Origin of the sequence: Endobacter medicaginis, assembly GCF_014192375.1 — a bacterium.
In the GTDB taxonomy this organism is placed as follows: domain Bacteria; phylum Pseudomonadota; class Alphaproteobacteria; order Acetobacterales; family Acetobacteraceae; genus Endobacter; species Endobacter medicaginis.
The window spans coordinates 170,377-187,307 of the sequence record NZ_JACHXV010000003.1 but is presented as its reverse complement, the minus strand read 5'-3'; the positions used below and the strand labels follow the sequence as shown (position 1 = coordinate 187,307).

Sequence of the window (16,931 nt, the reverse complement as noted above, 5' to 3'; positions counted from 1 at the left end):
TGGTCTCCGGCATGTCCCGGCGGGACGAGGATAGGCTGCCAAGCGTTGACGTTCGGTTAACGGCGCGGCGGGCCGGGGCCGGGGCCCGGGAATGCGCCGCACGGCGCATTCCCGGACAGGCACTCAGCCCTCGGGGGCGATACGGCCGCGACCGGCCTTGATGGCGGCGCGGCCGGCCTTGGCGTCCAGCCGGCGGGTCTGCGATCCGAGCGTGGGGCGGGTCGGGCGGCGCACCGGCGGCGGGGGTGCGGCCGCCTGGCGCAGCAGCTCGAGCAGCCGCTCCAGCGCGGCCTGCCGGTTGCGGGCCTGGGTGCGGTGTTCCTGGGCCGCGATCACCAGCACGCCGTCGCGGCTGACCCTTGACCCTCCCAGACGCAGCAGGCGCCGGCGCACCGGTTCGGGCAGGTTGGGACTGCCGAGGATGTCGAAGCGCAGCCGCACCGCGGAGGAGACGCGCTGGATGTTCTGCCCGCCGGCGCCGGAGGCGCGCACGAAGCTTTCCTCGATCTCGTTCTCGTCGATCGCGATCGCGCGGGTGACGGGGATCAGCACCATCGGGAGGGGGGACGGCGCATTCAGGCGGCGGGGGCGAGGCCGCGCGTGCGCAGCAGGTGGCGCAGGGCGCGGATCACCGGAAACACCTCCTGGTTCCAGTCCGCCCCCTGCGCGTCATGGGCGGCTTGCTCCATCTCGACGATGTCGCGGTCCTCCTTGAAGATGCGTTCGGTGAACAGCACCAGCACCGGCCAGGCGGCATCGAGCAGCAGCGGGACCGGCGGGCGCTGGATCGACAGCAGGCCGAAGGTACGGTGGCGGCGCTGCTCGGCGTCGAGCGGGACGTAGACGATCCACAGCTCCATCACCGGTTTCGCGCCGTTGGTACGGATGGTCAGCGTCTGGTACGGGTATTCGGTGCGGATGGTCATCACGTCGGTCTCGGCGAGCGCCTCCTGCTCGCCGCGGCGCTTGCCGAAGATCGCCGCCTCGCCCAGCGGCTGCTTGCCGCCGGTGCGCGCGAAGCTGTAGCGCGCCTCGACCATGTCATCGGTGGCGCGCTGGCCAAGGAAGCGCGGCCGGATCTGGCCCATCTGCCTGCGGTGCAGGAACTGATGGTTCATGTCCATCAGGTTCTCGTGCATGAAGCTGTAGTGGCAGTCGACGGCGCGGCCGAGGCGGCGGGTCTTGTAGGCGGGATCGGCACTGGCCCCCAGCCCGGGCAGCGGGGTGCGGGCGGCGAGTTCGGGGTCGCCGGGGAAGACCAGGATCATGCCGCTGGCCTCGCGGCAGGGGTAGGCGCGCACGCCGTTGGGCAGCTTGCCCTTGCCCAGATAGGGGACGTCGGTGCACTTGCCCGACGCATCGTAGGCCCAGCCGTGATAGCCGCACTGCACGGTGCAGCCCTTCACCACGCCGGCGCTGAGCTTGACCTGGCGGTGGGCGCAGCGGTCCTCGAGGGCGAACACACGGCCGTCCTTCGGGCGGACCAGCACGATCGGCTCGCCGGCGAAGCTGACCGCCAGCGTGCGGCCGGGCTTGAGCTCGCGCGACCAGGCGAGCGGATACCAGTGATCGGGGTGGATGCGCACGCGGCGCAGGTCGGCGCCCTCGGCGCGGGCCGCAGCACCGTGCGAGACCGCCGGCCTTGTACCGCACCCCGTGCAGCCGCGCGGGCTGTCCGCCTCGATCGCGCCCGTCATCATCTGATCCATGTGGCGCCCGCCCCGGTTGTCGTCGTCCGAGCGGAAGCTACTGGCGGGGCCGTGTCAAGGGATCAGCCGCTGCGCGGGCGGGCTCCGAGCAGATGGGCGATGGCGTAGCTCATCTCCGCGCGGTTGAGGGTGTAGAAGTGGAACTCGTCGACGCCGTTGGCCTGGAGCAGCCGCACCTGCTCGGCGGCGACCACGGCGCCGACCAGGTGCTGCGAGCCCTCGTCGGTGTCGAGCCCCTCGAACAGCCCGTCCAGCCAGCGCGGCACGCTCGCCCCGCAGCTGGCGACGAAGCGCCGCGCCTTGGCGAAATTGGAGATCGGCATGATGCCGGGCACCACCGGCGCGGTGATGCCCTTGGCATGGCAGCGGTCGATGAAGCGCAGATAGATGTCGGTGTCGAAGAAGAGCTGGGTGATGGCGCGGCTGGCCCCGGCATCGAGCTTGCGGCGCAGGTTGTCGAGATCGGCATCCGGGCTCGCGGCCTCGGGGTGCACCTCCGGATAGGCGGCGACCGAGATCTCGAACGAGGCGATGCGCCGGAGGCCGGCGACCAGGTCGGCGGCGTCGCGATAGCCGTCGGGATGGACCGAGAAGCGCTCGCCCGGCGGCGGGTCGCCGCGCAGGGCGACGATGTGGCGCACGCCGGCATCCCAGTAGCGACGCGCGATGTCGTCCACCGCGCCCCGGCTGGCACCCACGCAGGTCAGGTGGGCCGCAGGGGTGAGCGTGGTCTCGCGCAGGATGCGGGCGACCATGCGGTGGGTGCGGTCCTGCACGGAGCCGCCGGCGCCGTAGGTGACGGAGACGAAATGCGGTGCCAGCGGCGCGAGGCGCTGGATCGCCGCCCAGGCCTGCGCCTCGACCGGCGCGGTGCGCGGCGGGAAGAACTCGAACGACAGGCGCGGCACGCCCACCGCGCCGGGCGCGGGCAGGCCGGCGAAGCGCGGACCGGTGAGCCAGCGTTCGAGAGGCGAGGCGGAGCCTTGGGCAGGGGCGAGGTCGTTCATGGCCGGCCCATATAACCGCGTTCGGCCGGCTGTGGTATCGGCGGGTGTGGCGGCAATGCCACCATCGCGGCGTGTCTTGGACGCTGGGGGGAACGCGGCGTTGCGACCGATCGTTGCTCTGTCCGGCCAGTTGTGTGCATGGTGACCGATCGGTCAGAACGACCGTCGCGGTTATCTTGTCGTCAACCGACGCCGTGTTAATGATTTTGGCTGCCAAGTCGCAAAGCCGAGGACGTTCATGCCGATGCGCCCCCAGGACCCGCAAAGCCCCGCCCGGCAGATTCGCCGGGGCAACCGTGGGGGCGCTGTCGCGAGCCTCTCGCTGGCCATCGCCGTCAGCCTTGCCGGTTGCGCGACCAAGCCGACCGATCCGGACGCGCTCGCCGAATACAACCAGACCAACGACCCGCTGGAGCCGACCAACCGGACCTTCTACAACGTCAGCACCACGCTCGACCGCTACACGCTCAAGCCGGTGGCCAAGGCCTATGTGTGGGCGGTGCCGGCGCCGGTGCGGACGGGCGCGCACAACCTGCTGAGCAACATCAATTCGCCGGTGGTGTTCTTCAATGACGTCGCCGAGGCCAAGCCGCGCCGCGCCGGCGACACCTTCATGCGCTTCGTCATCAACTCCACCGTGGGCGTGGCCGGCATCTTCGACGTCGCCACCGGCTGGGGCTGGCCAGCGCACACCGCCTCGGGCAACCTCACGCTCGGAAGCTGGGGCATCCCGCAGGGGCCGTATCTGTTCGTGCCGCTGGTGGGGCCGTCCAGCTTCCGCGGGGTCGCGGGCACCGGCATCGACATCGGCGTCAATCCGCTGAACTACGTGCCGCGCGGCTACGGGCTGCTGACGCTGAACTGGTCGCTCTACGGGCTCAACATCGTCGATGCCCGCGCCCAGGTGCTCGACCAGCTCGACGCGATCACCAAGGACGCGCTCGACCCCTATGCGACGATCCGCAGCCTCTACCGCCAGCACACCCAGGCGGAACTCGACGCGCTCGAGAACGATCATCGTGCCACCGTGCCGAACTGGTACAGCGACTCCTCCGACCAGGGGCAGACCCACCCCCCGGCGGTCGCCGCGCCGGCGAAGCCGATCCCGGTGCGCGTGCGCCCCTGAGCGCGCGCGGCACCGACGCCAGACGAAAGAGTATCCATGAGCCTGCTGCCTGCCTCGTCCCGCTCCCTGCTGCTGAGCGCAGCGCTCGCCGCGCTGCCGGTCGCGGCCGCCCTGCCGGTGGCACTCACCGCGACGGCGGCCGTCGCGGAAACCGTCGATACCAGCTTCCTGCAGACCGTCTCGCAGCGCCTGGTGGCGACGGTGAACGGCGCCGGCAGCCATGCCTCCAAGGTCGCCGCGGTGCTGGCGGTGGTCGATCGCGACGTGGCGGTCGACCAGATCGCGCAGTCCTGCCTCGGCCGCTACTGGCGCACCGCCACGCCGGCGCAGAAGCAGCGCTACGTCGCGCTGTTCCACAAGGTTCTCGCCAACAGCATCTCCGACAAGCTGGGCGCCTATGAGGGGCTGTCGCTGGCGATCGGCACCTCCGAGGCGCGCGCCGACGGCACCTATGTGCACTCCACGCTGACACGTCCGGGCCAGAATCCGGCCAGCGTGCTGTGGAAGGTCAACGAGGTGGCCGGCCAGCCGAAGATCGAGGACGTGGTCGTCGAGGGCGTGTCGCTGGTCATCACCCAGCGTCAGGACTACGCCTCGTTCCTGTCCAGCCATGGCGGCAATGTCGACGCGCTGCTCGCCGCGCTCGACAGGCAGGTCGCCAACCACGGCTGATCGCGTCGCCGGCCACGCCCGGTCACGGCAGTTCGGCCACCGTCGCCAACGGAGCGGCGCGACGGACCGCGTCGATGCCGTCCTCGCGCGCCTCGAGGCTCGCATAAGCCTCGGAGGTGCCGATCACCTGGCCGTTCGCGGCGCGCAGGTTGAACATCGGCGCGCCGGATCGTGTCGTCCGGCGCTCGAAACGCTCGTCGCGCAGGACGTTGCGCTGCACGGAGGCGACGCCCTTGCGGGCGTTGATCCGCCGCTTGTAGCCCTCCGAGACGAGCACCACCTCGCCATTGCCGGCCCGCAGCCGGAAGCGGTGCTGTCCCGCGGAATCGGTGTAGATCTCGAACCTGCCAGCCACGACGTCCTCCCGCTGATGGTGTCATCTGCGGTGCGACCGTCGGATCCGTCCCTTGTGTCCTTTTGCCAAAACTGTCGCAGAACCGGGCGGCGATGCAATGTTTTTGCGACGGCTCAGCCGGGCGGGCGCAGCACCAGGGTCGCGACCGGCCTGCCTGGCAGCAGCGGATACGGACGACCGAGCCGCCACGCCTCGTGGGCGGCGTCGCCGTAGCCCGAGAGCGGGTTGCCGCCCTGCGTCGACGGCATCGACAGCAGCCCCTCGCCCTCCCATCCCGGGCTGACCACCAGCCGTTCCGACGCGCCGAAGCCGGTGATCTGCACGCGCGGGACCATGGTGTCACCCGCTTCGGGCAGGTCGGACGGATCGGTCAGGCGGGAGAGGCCGGGCACGGCGCGCGCCAGCGGGTGATGGATGCCGACATGGTTGACCGCGCCCCAGGTGAAGCGGGCCAGGCCGCCCGCCTGCGCGATCCGCGTCCTGAGCGCGTCCAGCACTGTCGATTCGAGCGCGGTCCAGTCGGCGAAGCCGGGCGGCACCAGCCCCGGCGGCCGCGCGCGCAGCATCGCCGCGATCGCCCAGTCGTCGCGTGCGGGCGCGCGGCTACCGGGCGGGGCGGCGCAGCCCGCCCAGGCGCCGTAGATCCGCGACAGGGCGAGGGCGCGCCATTCGTGCACGGCCCGGTAGCCGACCGAATCGGGCACTGCATGGCCGCCCCAGTCGCGCACCGCCGCACGCAGGTCCGCATCCTGCGGCCGGCCCGCACGGTCGAGGGCGGCCAGCAGCATCGCCTGCCAGTCGTCGAGCGCGACCGCGCGGTCGTCGGTCTGGATCGCCAGCAGGTCGGCGGGGGCGAAGCGGCCGCGCGCGAACAGGTCGTCGCGGATGCGCCCGGCGCGCAGCCCGTCCGCGTAGCCGCCATCGCCGAGTCGGTCGAGGGCCGCGCCGCCGACGACGCGGCCGTTCGCGGTCCACAGCCGGCCCGAAGGCGGGTCGACGATCTGTGGAATGTCGTCCGGCGCGAGGCGTCCGGTCCAGCCCCGGGTGCCGTCGGCCCAGGAGTGCGGGCGCCGGTCGCCGAGCCCGATGCGGCGCGGGATGCGGCCGATCACCGTCCAGCCGATGTGACCGGCGGCATCGGCGACGAGGAGGTTCTGCTGCGGCAGGCCGGTGCGATGGGCCGCATCGAGGGCGGCGCGCGCGCCGCCGGCGCCTTCCAGCGCCGCCATCCCGTCGAAACCGATCGCGTCGTCGTCCTCGGCGATCCAGCGCCACACCGCCGGCGCGCCCGCCACGGCGCCTTGGATCGGTCCCCAGATGGTCTGGCGGACGGGCAGGTCCTCGCAGCCGGCGCGCAGGGCGCAGAGGCGCTCATGCACCGTCTTGATGTCGCGCGGGCCGTCCGGGGTGGCGTAGCGCTGCGGCCCGCCCGGCATGGCGGGCGGCAGCAGGTCGAGGCGGATCAGGTCGCCGGTCGCGATGTAGCTGTCGGTGAAGCCCCAGGCGATGTGGCCGTTGCTGCCCACCACCTGCATCGGCGTGCCGGGCAGCGTCACCCCGTTCAGATCGAGGCTGCCATCGGCCAGCACCTGCCGCGCGCGGTACCACAGATTGGGCACGCCGAGGTCGAGATGCATGTCATTGGCCAGCATCGCCGCCCCGGTGCCGGTGAGCGCGCCCGACACCGCGAAGCTGTTGGAGCCGTGCTCGCGTGCCGGCACCGTCGCCGCCGGCGGACAGGCGGCGGGCACGGGGACATGGTCCGGGAGGACCGGCGACGGGGCGACCGAGCCGTCGTCGGGAGCATCGAACGGGGTGCGGTCGGGGTCGAGCAGCGCGGCCATCTGCGGGCCGAGCCTGTCGATCAGCGCGTCGTGCAGCGCCTGTGCGCGACCGTCGGAGTCCTGCAGGTCGAGATACATCGCATAGACGACGAGGCCGGTATCCTCGTCGCGCCAGGGCACGGGGGTGGCGCGCAGCAGGCTGTATTCGAACGGCGCATGGCCGAGGGCGGCGAGTCCGGCATTCACCCCGGCCGTGTAGGCGGCGAGCAGCGCGCGGGCCTGCGGCGACTGCGCGGCCAGGGCGCGTCCGGCGCGGCTGCGGAAGCGGTGCAGCCGCCGGGCGCGGTCGATCGGAAGCGCGGCCGGGCCGACCAGCTCTGCGAGTTCGCCGGCACTCGAGCGGCGCAGCAGGTCCATCTGGAAGAAGCGCTCCTGGCCGTGCAGGAAGCCGAGCGCGCGCGCCAGATCGAGCCGGGTGGCGGCACGGATCGTCGGGACGCCCTCGGCGTCGCGGGTGATGGTGACCGGCGCCGACAGCCCGGGCAGCGCCAGCGCGCCCGATTCTCGCGGCCGCGAGGCTTCCAGCACGTAGATGCCATAGCTCGCGAGGCCGGCGGCCAGCAGCAGTGCCAGACCGGCGATGCCGCCCGCGCCCCACAGGACCCAACGCCGCCAGGACATCCGCCCGTCTCCCTTGCGTTGCGAAAGATCACGATGATCGCATCCGGGCGGCACGCAGGCGAGAGTGGGTGTGTCCTTGCGAGCCCGGAGCCTGCTGATGTCGACCCTGATGCTGTGCAATTCCGATCCTGCCATGGGTCATCTGAAGCAGGAGCGGGCGGCCGAGCTGATCCTGAACTTTCCCTTCCATGACCTCGCCTTCGGGCCGGTGCCGGCCGGCGACGACCCGGAGGAGTTCCTCGATGCGCGCCGGGCGATGTTCGCGCAGGCGGGTGTCGCGCGCGAGGGATGGTGGTTCGATGGCGAGGCGACCGATCCCCGGACCGGCCGGCCGAAACGGCGCTGGCGCGGGCTGCCGCAGATCGGCCGGAGCTTCGATCGGGTGGTGCTGTGGATCGACCCGGACGCGAATGCACAACTGCTGCTGATCCAGTTGCTGGACTGGCTCGGACGCGACCCGGAGATCCGGCCGCGCCTGTGGCTGAGGCAACTGGAAACGCCTGGCGACGAGCGGCGACCGGGCACGCTGGCGCTGCCCCCGGTGGCGGTGACGGAGGGCGAGATCGCGCTGGCCCGGCGCGCCTGGAAGGCGTTTCGCGAACCGACGCCGAGGGCTTGGGCAGCCCTGCTGGACGATCCGGCGACGACGACGATGCCGGGCGTGCTGCGCGCCGTGCGGCAGCTTCTGGCCGAGCTGCCCGGGCCGGACGGGCTCGGCGAGTCGGAGCGGCGCGTTCTTCTGGCCAGCGCCCACCGATGGTTTGACGGGTATGGCCGGACCTCGCTTCCCATCGAGACCGACGACGACCGCCTGGTCGGGAAGGTGATCGGGCGTGTCCTGCATCACGGGGAGGAGCTGCCGGTCGGTTACTGGGACATCGGCCGGATGCTCTGCGGGCTGGCGGCGGCCCCCGTTCCGGCGCTGGCCGGCATCGACGAACGGGATTTCACCCTCGACATGCACGACGATACCGAACGCCATGCCCGGTTCCGGCACAGTCGCGTCGTCCTGACACCGTTCGGCCGCCGTCTGCTCGACGGCACCGAGGACTGGTCGCGCCATAACCCGATTGACCGCTGGTGGGGCGGCACGCATCTGACCAACGCCCATCTGTGGCGCTGGGACAGGGAGGGCCAACGGCTCATTGCACCCGAGACCTGACTTGGACGCGGCGCGCCCTCTGCTCAGACCGATGCCGGTCGCCATCCTTGGCCAGCCGGTCTACGTTGCATGTCCCATCCCAGGAGGCCCGCCGATGCCTGTTGCGGTCAGCCAGCACGTCCGCAAGCGACGCGATGGCCTGCGGGCCGCGGGTCTGCGGCCGATCCGGGTGCCGGACACACGGCGGCCCGGCTTTGCCGAGGCGTGCCGGCACCAGTCGCGGATCGCCGCCGCCGCCGACCGGGCCGCGGACACGATGGACGGGTTCCTCGACGCGGCCCTGGCCGATCTCGATGCCGACACCGGGATGGATGGCAGCGTCAACACGCCCTGAACGGCGCCTGCGCGTACGCTGCCAGCGCCACGATCGGATGCCTCGATGCCGGGACGATGCTGTCGGTCACACGCGGGCTGGCGGTGTTCCACGGCATCGGGTGACGGGTGCGCGCGCCCGATTGATGATGCGCTATACCGCGAAATTATCGATCAGGCGCACGCCGTCGAGCCAGGCGGCGGCGAGCAGGCGGGACGGGCGGTCGGGGGTGGCGAGAGGGGCGAGATCGTCAGCACTGCGCAACTCGAGATATTCGACGCGCTCGAAGCCGGACGCGGTGATCGCCTCGGTCGCGTCGGCGAGGGTCGCGGGCGCGGGCGCGCCCGCCCGGAGCCGGGCGGCGGCGTCGGCAAGGGCGCGGGCCAGCGCGGGGGCGATGGCGCGGGCGGCGGGCGAGAGGCGCGCATTGCGCGAGGACATCGCCAGACCGTCCGCTTCGCGCACCGTGGGGTGGCCGAGGATGCGGACCGGCAGGTCGAGGTCGCGCGCCATGCGGCGGATCACCTGGAGCTGCTGGAAATCCTTCTCGCCGAAGATCGCGAGATCGGCGCCGGTCTGGACGAACAGCTTGGCGACCACGGTGGCGACACCGTCGAAATGGCCGGGGCGATGCGCGCCGCACAGGCCCTCGCTGACGCCGGCGACCGAGACCGTGGTGGCGAAGCCGGGCGGGTACATGGTGGCGGCGTCGGGCGCATACAGCACCAGACGGTCGGCAGCACCCAAGGCGGCGAGCGTCGCCGCGTCGCTGGCCTCGGTGCGCGGGTAGCGGGCGAGATCGCCGGCATCGTTGAACTGGCGCGGGTTGACGAACAGGGTGACGACGACGCGGTCGGCCTGCGCCAGCGCGGAGCGCACCAAAGCGAGGTGGCCGTCATGCAGGGCGCCCATGGTCGGCACGACTGCGATCGTGGGAGCAATGGTGGAAGCGGGGGCGGCGCGGCGCCAGGCGGAGATGCGGGCGCGCAGGGAGGCGACGTCGCGCAGGATGGCCAGGGTCATGGCGAGGCTCATGGCGTGTCGGCGAACACGTGCCCGGGGCCGGGGAAGCTGCCGTCGCGCACCGCCTGCGCGTAGGCGGCGATGGCGACCTCGGCCTGCGTGCCGAGTTCGGCGAAACGGCGGACGAATTTCGGCTGGAAGTCGGCGAACAGGCCGAGCATGTCGTCGAGCACCAGCACCTGCCCGTCGCAGGCGGGCGAGGCGCCGATGCCGATGGTGGGGATCACCAGCCGCCCGGTGATCTGGCGTGCGACCGGCTCGACCACCTTCTCCAGCACCACCGCGAACGCGCCGGCCTCCTGCACCGCATGCGCGTCGCGGCCGAGCTGGAAGCGCGTCCCTCCCCTGCCCTGCACGTGATAGCCGCCGAAGCCGTGCACGGACTGGGGTGTGAGCCCGATATGGGCCATCACCGGGATGCCGCGGGCGACCAGGAAGGCGATGGTGGGCGCGATGCTCTCGCCGCCCTCGAGCTTGACCGCACCGCAGCCGGTTTCGGCCATCAGCCGCGCGGCGTTGTCGAAGGCGCGCTCCGGGGAGGCCTCGTAGCTGCCGAACGGCATGTCGACCACCATCAGCGCGCGCCGGATGCCCCGTCGCACGGCGCGGCCATGCAGGATCATCATCTCCATCGTCACTTGGACGGTGGAATCGAGCCCGTGCAGCACCATGCCCACACTGTCGCCGACCAGCACGACGTCGCAGGCGGCGTCGACCATCCGCGCCATCGGCGTGGTGTAGGCGGTCAGGCAGACGATCTTCTCGCCGCCCTTGCGGGCGCGCAGGCCGGGGGCGGTGAGTGCACGGGCCAGGGTCTGGGTCGGGGTCTGGGCGCTCACATCCGGTCCGGGACGGCGATGCCGAGCAGGTCGAGCCCGTGCACCAACACCGCGCGGGTGAGCGCGCAGAGTGCCAGGCGGGAGGCGCGGATGTCGGGGTCGGGGGCGGCCAGTACCGGGCAGTCGGCATAGAAGCGGCTGAAGGACTGGGCGAGACCGAAGACGAAATCGGCCAGCTCGTTGGGCGCGAGATTGGCGGCGGCCGACGCGACGATGTCGGGCAGACGGGCGGCGTCCAGCACCAGTGCGCGCTCGGCCGGCTCGATGACCGCGATCGCGCCGGGCGCATGGCCCTCGGCGGCGGCGCGCTCGAGGATCGAGGCGATGCGCACGCAGGCGTACTGCACATAGGGGCCGGTGCGGCCCTCGAAGGAGACCAGCCGCTCGGGGTCGAACACGTAGCCGGAGGTGCGGTAGGAGGAGAGATCGGCGAACTTCACCGCGGCGATGCCGATGGTGCGGGCGAGCCGCGCGCGGGCGTCGTCGTCGAGATCGGCGCGCGGGGCGAGGCGTTCGGCGGCCTTGCCGATCGCCTCGTCGAGCAGGTCGGCGAGCTGGGCGACGCCGCCCTGGCGGGTCTTGTAGGGTTTGCCGTCGGGGCCATTGACGGTGCCGAAGCCGGCGAAGGTGAGCGTGACCCCCGGCGCATAGCCGGCGCGTGCGGCAGCGCGGAACACCTGCTCGAAATGCAGCGACTGCCGCTGGTCGACCACGTAGACGATGGCGGCGAGATCGGGGAAACGCTGCACGCGCTCGAGGATGGTGGCCAGATCGGTGGTGGCGTACAGCGCCGCACCGTCGGATTTGGCCAGCAGCAGCGGCGGCATCGGCCTGGCGTCGGTCTCAGCCGCCACCTCGACGATCAGCGCGCCGTCCGACGGGATGGCGATGCCGCGCTCGACCAGATCCTCGATCATGCCCGGGATCAGTGGCTGCACGTCGCTCTCGCCGAGCAGCAGGTCGAAATGCGCGCCGATGGTGGCGAAATCGCGTGTCTGCGCAGCGAGAGAAAGCGCGCGCATCGCCGACCACAGCATGCGGTGGCCGGGCTCGCCACTCTGCAGGGCCGCGGTGTCGGCGCGGGCCTCGGCCATGCGATCGGGGTCTTCCCTGCAGGCGGCGGCAGCGGCCGGATAGAGCAAGGTGAGGTCGGCCATGTCGAACGGCAGGCTGGCGGGCGGGCGCGGCGGGGTGGCGAAGCAGGACAGCTCGGGCCAGCGGCGGCGGATCTCGGCGACCAGCATGCCCATCTGCAGGCCCCAGTCGCCCAGATGCACGTCGGAGACGACGTGATGGCCGAGTCCGGCGAGGATGCGGCGGAGGCTCTCGCCGATCACCAGGGAGCGCAGATGCCCGACATGCAGGGGCTTGGCGACGTTCGGGCCGCCGAAATCGATCACCATCCGGCGCGGCACCTCGCGCAGACCCATCATCGGGTCCGACCCTTGCGCGGTGGCGCAGTCGGCGAGGAAGCGGGCCGACAGGCGCAGGTTGATGAAGCCCGGCCCGGCGACCTCCACGCTGTCGAGCGCGGGATGGCCGGCGAGGGCGGCGGCGATGGCGGTGGCGATCTCGCGCGGGTTTTGGCCCTGCGATTTGGCCAGCGGCAGTGCTCCGTTGCATTGCAGGTCGGCGAGTTCGGGGCGCGAGGCGCGGGCAGCGCGGGCACCCTCGACCGGCAGGCCGGCGGTGGCGAACGCCTCGGCGAGGACCGCGTCGATGCGCGCGCTCAGGGTGGTGCTGGCGAGAGGGGCTGTCATCGGTGTCGGGGGCGTGTCCGGGTCATGGGCGGGGGAGTTACCGCACGATCCGCCGAGCCGCGCAAGGCCCCGCCCGGACTAAGGAGCTGTGCATCCATATCAAGGTTCTGGACCTTAGAAGTCATGTTTGATACATGAATGAAGATGCTCACGCCCGCACAGCTCCGTGCCGCCCGCGCCCTGCTGGGGATCGATCAGCGCACGCTGGCGCGGCAGGCCGGCGTGTCGCTGCCGACCATCCAGCGGATGGAGGCCAGCGACGGCTATGTGCGCGGCGTGGTCGAGACGCTGACCCGGGTCGTCACCGCGCTGGAGCGCGCGGGCGTCGAACTGCTCGGCGAGAACGCCATCAGCAACGGCGGCGGACGCGGGGTACGGCTGCGCGATCCCGCCCTGCCCGCCGCACCGGACCGACCATGACCGACGGCACCGCCAGGGCCCATCTGCTGCGGCCCAAGCTCGCCACCGTGCTGCGCGAGGGCTATGGCGCGGGCGATTTCCACCATGACCTGCTCGCGGCCCTCACCGTGGCGGTGGTCGCGCTGCCGCTGTCGATGGCGATCGCCGTCGCCTCGGGCGTCTCACCCGAACGGGGGCTGATCACCACGATCATCGGCGGCTTCCTGGTCTCGGCGCTGGGCGGCAGCCGTCACCAGATCGGCGGTCCGGCCGGGGCGTTCATCGTGCTGGTCGCCGCCACCACCGCACGGTTCGGGCTGAACGGGCTGCTGGTGTGCGTGCTGATGTCGGGGGTGCTGATCACGCTGGTCGGGGCCTGCCGGCTCGGCTCGCTGATCCGCCATATTCCGCATGCGGTGACGGTCGGCTTCACCTGCGGCATCGCGATCACCATCTTCGCCAGCCAGATCCACGACTTCCTCGGCCTGCATCTGGCCGGGGCCGAGCCGGGGCCGCTGCTGCCCAGGCTCGCCGCACTGTGGCAGGCCGCACCGAGCCTCGATCCCGACGCGCTGGCGATCGGCGCCGGCTCGGCGGCGCTGATCTTCTGGCTGCGGCGCGTCCGTCCGGGCTGGCCGGGGATGCTGATCGCGGTGATCGCGGCCTCGGCGGCCACCGCGGCGCTGCATCTGCCGGTGGAGACCATCGGCAGCCGGTTCGGGGGGCTGACGGCGCATCTGCCGGCGCCGCGCCTGCCGCACGCCTCGACGGCGCTGATGATCCAGCTGCTGCCCTCGGCGCTGTATTGAATTCCCCGTGAAGATGCGGGGTACCCGCGGTCAGACGGAAAGACCCTATGAACCTTTACTGCAGCTTTGCAGTGGCATCAGGAAAATGCTGTGTAGGATAGGTGGGAGGCTTTGAAGCCGGCGTTCACCCTGCTCGGCGGCATCGAGAGCCTGCTGTCGGCCAAGGTCGCCGACAGCATGACGGGGCGCAGGCACCGCTCGAACATGGAGCTGGTCGCGCAGGGGATCGCCAACATCGCCTCCGCCCTGTTCGGCGGCATCAGCGTGACCGGCACCATCGCCCGCACCGCGACCAATATCCGCGCCGGCGCGCGCAGCCCGCTCGCCGGCATGATGCATGCGGTGTTCGTGGCCCTGTTCATGCTGGTGGCAGCGCCGCTCGCCCGCTGGGTGCCGCTGTCCTGCCTGGCCGGGGTGCTGCTGGTGGTGTGCTGGAACATGGCCGAGAAGGCCGAGTTCCTGCGGCTGATGCGGCAGGGGCGCGGCGGGCTGGTCCTGCTGGCGACGTTCGGCCTCACCGTGGTGCGCGACCTGACCTGGGGCATCGTCGCAGGCTGCGTGCTGGCGGCGATCCTCGCGCTGATGCGGCGCCCGGTGGCCGAGGAAGGCGCGCTCAGGCGCTGACTGACAGCAACGCGGGCTCGGCGGCCTCGATGCGGTCGGCGATCGCATGGCCGTCGCGCCCGGCCGCCTTGGCGGCATAGAGCGCATGGTCGGCGCGGCGCATCACCTCCTCCATCCGGGCCGGACCGGCCTCGATCGGGGTGGCGCCGATGCTGGCGGTGAAGACATGGTCCTCGGTGCCGATCCGGTAGGGCTGGCGCAGGCGCGCGATCACGCCGCGGCAGAACAGGTCGAGCGCGTCGCGGGGCAGGCGCACGGCGAGACAGAGCGCGAACTCGTCGCCGCCGAGTCGGCCGACCCGCCCCTGGTGCATTCCGGCCGCCTCGATCAGCCGCCGCGCGAACTCGACCAGCACCAGATCGCCGGTCTGGTGGCCGAACCCGTCATTGACGCGCTTGAAATGGTCGATGTCGATCAGCAGCAGGGCGCCGTGGCCGCCGCGCGCGATCAGCGCGCGCAGCGACGCCTCGAAATGCAGCCTGCTGTCGGCCGGGGTGAGCGTGTCGCGCGCGGCGGTCTCGGCCATGCGGGCCTGAAGCCCGGACAGCCGGCGCATGTAGCGGCGCTTGGCCCCCACCGCGTTGGAGGTCGGCACCACCACCAGAAGCAGCGCGAACAGGAAGGGCTGGATGAAGGCGACGCGCATCAGGTGGCCGTCCGGCGACAGCCTGGCGATCGGGCCGAGATCGTGCGCGGTGAAGGCGGACACGATCACCGAGACCACCAGCACCACCAGCAGCCCGGTGACCGCCGAGGCGCAGAACGCCACCAGCACCAGGGCGGGGAACAGCAGCAGAAACAGCGGCGTGCCCGGCAGCAGGAAGCTCACCAGCGCCAGCGCGACGCTGAGGGCGACCAGGGCGCCCACCACACGCGGGCTGGCGGCGGCATCGGAGGCGATCCGGCGTCGGACGAGGGCGATGACCGCCGGGGTGGCGATGATCAGGCCCAGCGCATCGCACATCACCCACTGCATCCAGTCGGCGAACGGGTCGGCCGGGTCGGCCAGCACATAGGTCTCGACCAGAATGCCGACCAGCGCCTCGATCGAGGCGGCGCCCAGCGCGATCGGCACGAACATCGCGAAGCGGTGCGGATGGGTGAGATCGGTGGTCGCACCGCAGAAGCGGCGGGTCAGCGGTGCGGCGATCAGGGCGATGGCGACATTGAGCACGCTGGCGAGCACCGCCTCGGCATCGATCGGGGCGCCGAACCGCAGCACCGTCACATCGGCGACGAAGCAGATGGCGAGCAGTCCGAAGGCCTGCCGCGGGCGCAGCACCAGCAGGGCCACCAGCAGCACCGCATTGGCCGGCCAGAACGATTCGTAGCCCGCGTCGTCGCGGCACAGCAGCCGGGTGGCCAGCACCAGCGCGCAGTACAGCGTGAACAGCACCGCCATGGTCCCGACGCCTCGCCTCGCCTCCGCCCGCCGCCACGGGGCCCAGTGCGCGCGATGTACGGGACGGGCCGGGCGGGTGGTGGCGGATGGGTCGGGGGTGGGGCTGGGCATCCGTGACAGATCGAAAGGGCGCACGCGCGGGGGGCGGGAGGGGGAAGAGGGGGGCGACGATCGGCCCGCCACCTGCACTGTAGCAGAAACGCGCGGGAGCTTACGATATGGGAATGATCGCGCGGCCCGTTTCGCGTTCAGTCGAGCGTGTGGCGGAAGAACGCCACCACGGCGGCATCGAAATCGCGATGGAAGGCGGCGCGATCGAAGCCCGGCGCGCTGGTGCAGATCGGCAGCGACGCCGCTTCCGCCGTGCAGGGCGCCAGGAAATCGAAATGCCCGGCACCGGGCACATCATGGAACGCGACGCCCGGGGGCAGGGCCGCATGCACGGCATCGGCGTAGAACGGGGCGGGCAGGACCTTGTCGTTGCCGGCGCGCCAGAGCTGCACCGGGACCGTGATCCCGGCGAGGCCGGCACGGTCGAAGGTGAAGCCGAGCGCAGGGGCCGCGACGACGATGGCACGGATGCGCCCGTCCCTGCTGAATGTCCGCGCCCCCGCGACCGGCGGGTGGGCGGCGAGCAGGGCGCAGTCGTAGAACCCCGGATGGGCGACGCAGTGCGGGCCGACCTTCGTGAGGTCCGGCCTGCCGCCCGCCGCGGCGAGGACGGTGAAGCCGCCGGAGGAGAAGCCGAACGCGCCGATGCGGCGGGCGTCGATGATTCCCGCATAGGGCGAGGCGGTCAGCATCCAGGTGATCAGCGCCGACAGCGCCGCGGGACGGGCTGCGAGATCGGTGGCCCGCGAACTGTCGCGCCAGTTGTCGCCCGGATGGGTCAGGGCGGCGACGACGAAGCCGGCGCGGGCCAGCGCCATGGCGGTATCGAGATGACCGGTGAAGGAGCCTCCCTGGCCGTGCGAGATCACCACCAGGGGCAGGACATGGCTGCCCGGCGCGGCGACGGGTGGCGCGCCGGGTGCGACATCCTGTGCATACGGACCGAGGACGAGGTGGCGCATTTCGCCTCTGGCGGGATACCAGATGCCGATCTCGGTGCCGTCGGGGCTGTGCGTCGCGATGAAGCCGACGGCATCGGCGGCGGCGCGGGCGGGGCGCATCGACATCGACACCTGCATCAGGCACAGGGCGAGGACCAGCAGGCAGGACGGGCGGGCGAAGCGGGAGCGTGTGGACATCGATGGATCCGGCAGG

Annotated in this window: 15 protein-coding genes and 1 pseudogene; 6 read left to right on the top strand and 10 right to left on the bottom strand. The window is 71.8% G+C overall.

The window, feature by feature from the left end; genetic code table 11:
* Positions 1-123 precede the first annotated feature (123 nt).
* From arfB to metF, 3 genes are all read right to left on the bottom strand, one after another.
* Positions 124-555 (bottom strand): alternative ribosome rescue aminoacyl-tRNA hydrolase ArfB, encoded by a 432-nt coding sequence (gene arfB / locus FHR90_RS04780; RefSeq protein ID WP_183274858.1) that lies wholly within the window; start codon positions 553-555, stop codon positions 124-126.
* Positions 556-575: 20 nt separating this feature from the next.
* A complete protein-coding gene (locus FHR90_RS04775; RefSeq protein ID WP_246330036.1) occupies positions 576-1,709 on the bottom strand; it encodes an aromatic ring-hydroxylating oxygenase subunit alpha in 1,134 nt (377 codons plus the stop codon).
* A 62-nt stretch (positions 1,710-1,771) separates the two neighbouring features.
* Positions 1,772-2,716 carry a methylenetetrahydrofolate reductase [NAD(P)H] gene (metF, locus tag FHR90_RS04770; RefSeq protein ID WP_183274857.1) on the bottom strand — a complete coding sequence of 315 codons (945 nt, stop codon included), beginning with the start codon at positions 2,714-2,716 and terminating at the stop codon, positions 1,772-1,774.
* A gap of 238 nt (positions 2,717-2,954) precedes the next feature.
* Between metF and FHR90_RS04765 the strand changes: the two genes are divergently transcribed.
* A complete protein-coding gene (locus FHR90_RS04765) occupies positions 2,955-3,842 on the top strand; it encodes an MlaA family lipoprotein (RefSeq protein ID WP_246330035.1) in 888 nt (295 codons plus the stop codon).
* 36 nt (positions 3,843-3,878) lie between these two features.
* On the top strand, positions 3,879-4,514 hold the full coding sequence (locus FHR90_RS04760) for an MlaC/ttg2D family ABC transporter substrate-binding protein (protein WP_183274856.1): 636 nt from the start codon (positions 3,879-3,881) through the stop codon (positions 4,512-4,514).
* 22 nt (positions 4,515-4,536) lie between these two features.
* On the opposite strand, the gene FHR90_RS17720 is transcribed toward FHR90_RS04760, so the two are convergent.
* Both FHR90_RS17720 and FHR90_RS04750 read right to left on the bottom strand, forming a co-directional pair.
* Positions 4,537-4,869 (bottom strand): YegP family protein, encoded by a 333-nt coding sequence (locus FHR90_RS17720; protein WP_176626520.1) that lies wholly within the window; start codon positions 4,867-4,869, stop codon positions 4,537-4,539.
* 113 nt (positions 4,870-4,982) lie between these two features.
* Positions 4,983-7,334, bottom strand: a complete 2,352-nt coding sequence (locus FHR90_RS04750) for a penicillin acylase family protein (protein ID WP_183274855.1) — start codon at positions 7,332-7,334, stop codon at positions 4,983-4,985.
* A gap of 97 nt (positions 7,335-7,431) precedes the next feature.
* Between FHR90_RS04750 and FHR90_RS04745 the strand changes: the two genes are divergently transcribed.
* A complete protein-coding gene (locus FHR90_RS04745) occupies positions 7,432-8,496 on the top strand; it encodes a hypothetical protein (protein WP_176626158.1) in 1,065 nt (354 codons plus the stop codon).
* A 94-nt stretch (positions 8,497-8,590) separates the two neighbouring features.
* Positions 8,591-8,830, top strand: coding sequence for an antitoxin MazE-like protein (locus tag FHR90_RS04740; RefSeq protein WP_176626156.1), 240 nt, complete (start codon positions 8,591-8,593; stop codon positions 8,828-8,830).
* 132 nt (positions 8,831-8,962) lie between these two features.
* Here FHR90_RS04740 and panC read toward each other — a convergent pair whose 3' ends face one another.
* From panC to argS, 3 genes are all read right to left on the bottom strand, one after another.
* Positions 8,963-9,832, bottom strand: a complete 870-nt coding sequence (gene panC / locus FHR90_RS04735) for a pantoate--beta-alanine ligase (protein WP_183274854.1) — start codon at positions 9,830-9,832, stop codon at positions 8,963-8,965.
* An 8-nt stretch (positions 9,833-9,840) separates the two neighbouring features.
* The gene (panB, locus tag FHR90_RS04730; protein ID WP_246330053.1) at positions 9,841-10,560 is read right to left on the bottom strand and encodes a 3-methyl-2-oxobutanoate hydroxymethyltransferase; all 720 of its coding nucleotides are present in this window, start codon (positions 10,558-10,560) and stop codon (positions 9,841-9,843) included.
* 107 nt (positions 10,561-10,667) lie between these two features.
* Entirely contained in the window at positions 10,668-12,431 is a 1,764-nt protein-coding gene (gene argS / locus FHR90_RS04725) for an arginine--tRNA ligase (protein WP_183274853.1), read from the bottom strand.
* A gap of 138 nt (positions 12,432-12,569) precedes the next feature.
* Between argS and FHR90_RS04720 the strand changes: the two genes are divergently transcribed.
* Both FHR90_RS04720 and FHR90_RS17360 read left to right on the top strand, forming a co-directional pair.
* Positions 12,570-12,851: a helix-turn-helix domain-containing protein gene (locus FHR90_RS04720; RefSeq protein WP_408871424.1), complete on the top strand. Its 282-nt coding sequence runs from the start codon at positions 12,570-12,572 to the stop codon at positions 12,849-12,851.
* Positions 12,848-14,263, top strand: a pseudogene (locus tag FHR90_RS17360) (SulP family inorganic anion transporter). Before FHR90_RS04720 ends, FHR90_RS17360 begins: the two are co-directional and overlap by 4 nt.
* Here FHR90_RS17360 and FHR90_RS04705 read toward each other — a convergent pair.
* Positions 14,253-15,776, bottom strand: coding sequence for a GGDEF domain-containing protein (locus FHR90_RS04705; protein ID WP_183274852.1), 1,524 nt, complete (start codon positions 15,774-15,776; stop codon positions 14,253-14,255). The pseudogene FHR90_RS17360 and the gene FHR90_RS04705 sit on opposite strands and share 11 nt — an antisense overlap.
* Before the next feature lie 137 nt (positions 15,777-15,913).
* Positions 15,914-16,915 carry an alpha/beta hydrolase family protein gene (locus FHR90_RS04700; protein ID WP_218062134.1) on the bottom strand — a complete coding sequence of 334 codons (1,002 nt, stop codon included), beginning with the start codon at positions 16,913-16,915 and terminating at the stop codon, positions 15,914-15,916.
* Positions 16,916-16,931: the final 16 nt, after the last annotated feature.

Bases quoted from the DNA above. Each gene is read 5' to 3' on its own strand.
- arfB (WP_183274858.1), bottom strand. From the start codon at position 555: ATGGTGCTGATCCCCGTCACCCGCGCGATCGCGATCGACGAGAACGAG.
- FHR90_RS04775 (WP_246330036.1), bottom strand. From the start codon at position 1,709: ATGGATCAGATGATGACGGGCGCGATCGAGGCGGACAGCCCGCGCGGC.
- metF (WP_183274857.1), bottom strand. From the start codon at position 2,716: ATGAACGACCTCGCCCCTGCCCAAGGCTCCGCCTCGCCTCTCGAACGC.
- FHR90_RS04765 (WP_246330035.1), top strand. From the start codon at position 2,955: ATGCCGATGCGCCCCCAGGACCCGCAAAGCCCCGCCCGGCAGATTCGC.
- FHR90_RS04760 (WP_183274856.1), top strand. From the start codon at position 3,879: ATGAGCCTGCTGCCTGCCTCGTCCCGCTCCCTGCTGCTGAGCGCAGCG.
- FHR90_RS04750 (WP_183274855.1), bottom strand. From the start codon at position 7,334: ATGTCCTGGCGGCGTTGGGTCCTGTGGGGCGCGGGCGGCATCGCCGGT.
- FHR90_RS04745 (WP_176626158.1), top strand. From the start codon at position 7,432: ATGTCGACCCTGATGCTGTGCAATTCCGATCCTGCCATGGGTCATCTG.
- FHR90_RS04740 (WP_176626156.1), top strand. From the start codon at position 8,591: ATGCCTGTTGCGGTCAGCCAGCACGTCCGCAAGCGACGCGATGGCCTG.
- panC (WP_183274854.1), bottom strand. From the start codon at position 9,832: ATGACCCTGGCCATCCTGCGCGACGTCGCCTCCCTGCGCGCCCGCATC.
- panB (WP_246330053.1), bottom strand. From the start codon at position 10,560: ATGGCGCGGATGGTCGACGCCGCCTGCGACGTCGTGCTGGTCGGCGAC.
- argS (WP_183274853.1), bottom strand. From the start codon at position 12,431: ATGACAGCCCCTCTCGCCAGCACCACCCTGAGCGCGCGCATCGACGCG.
- FHR90_RS04720 (WP_408871424.1), top strand. From the start codon at position 12,570: ATGAAGATGCTCACGCCCGCACAGCTCCGTGCCGCCCGCGCCCTGCTG.
- FHR90_RS04705 (WP_183274852.1), bottom strand. From the start codon at position 15,776: ATGCCCAGCCCCACCCCCGACCCATCCGCCACCACCCGCCCGGCCCGT.
- FHR90_RS04700 (WP_218062134.1), bottom strand. From the start codon at position 16,915: ATGTCCACACGCTCCCGCTTCGCCCGCCCGTCCTGCCTGCTGGTCCTC.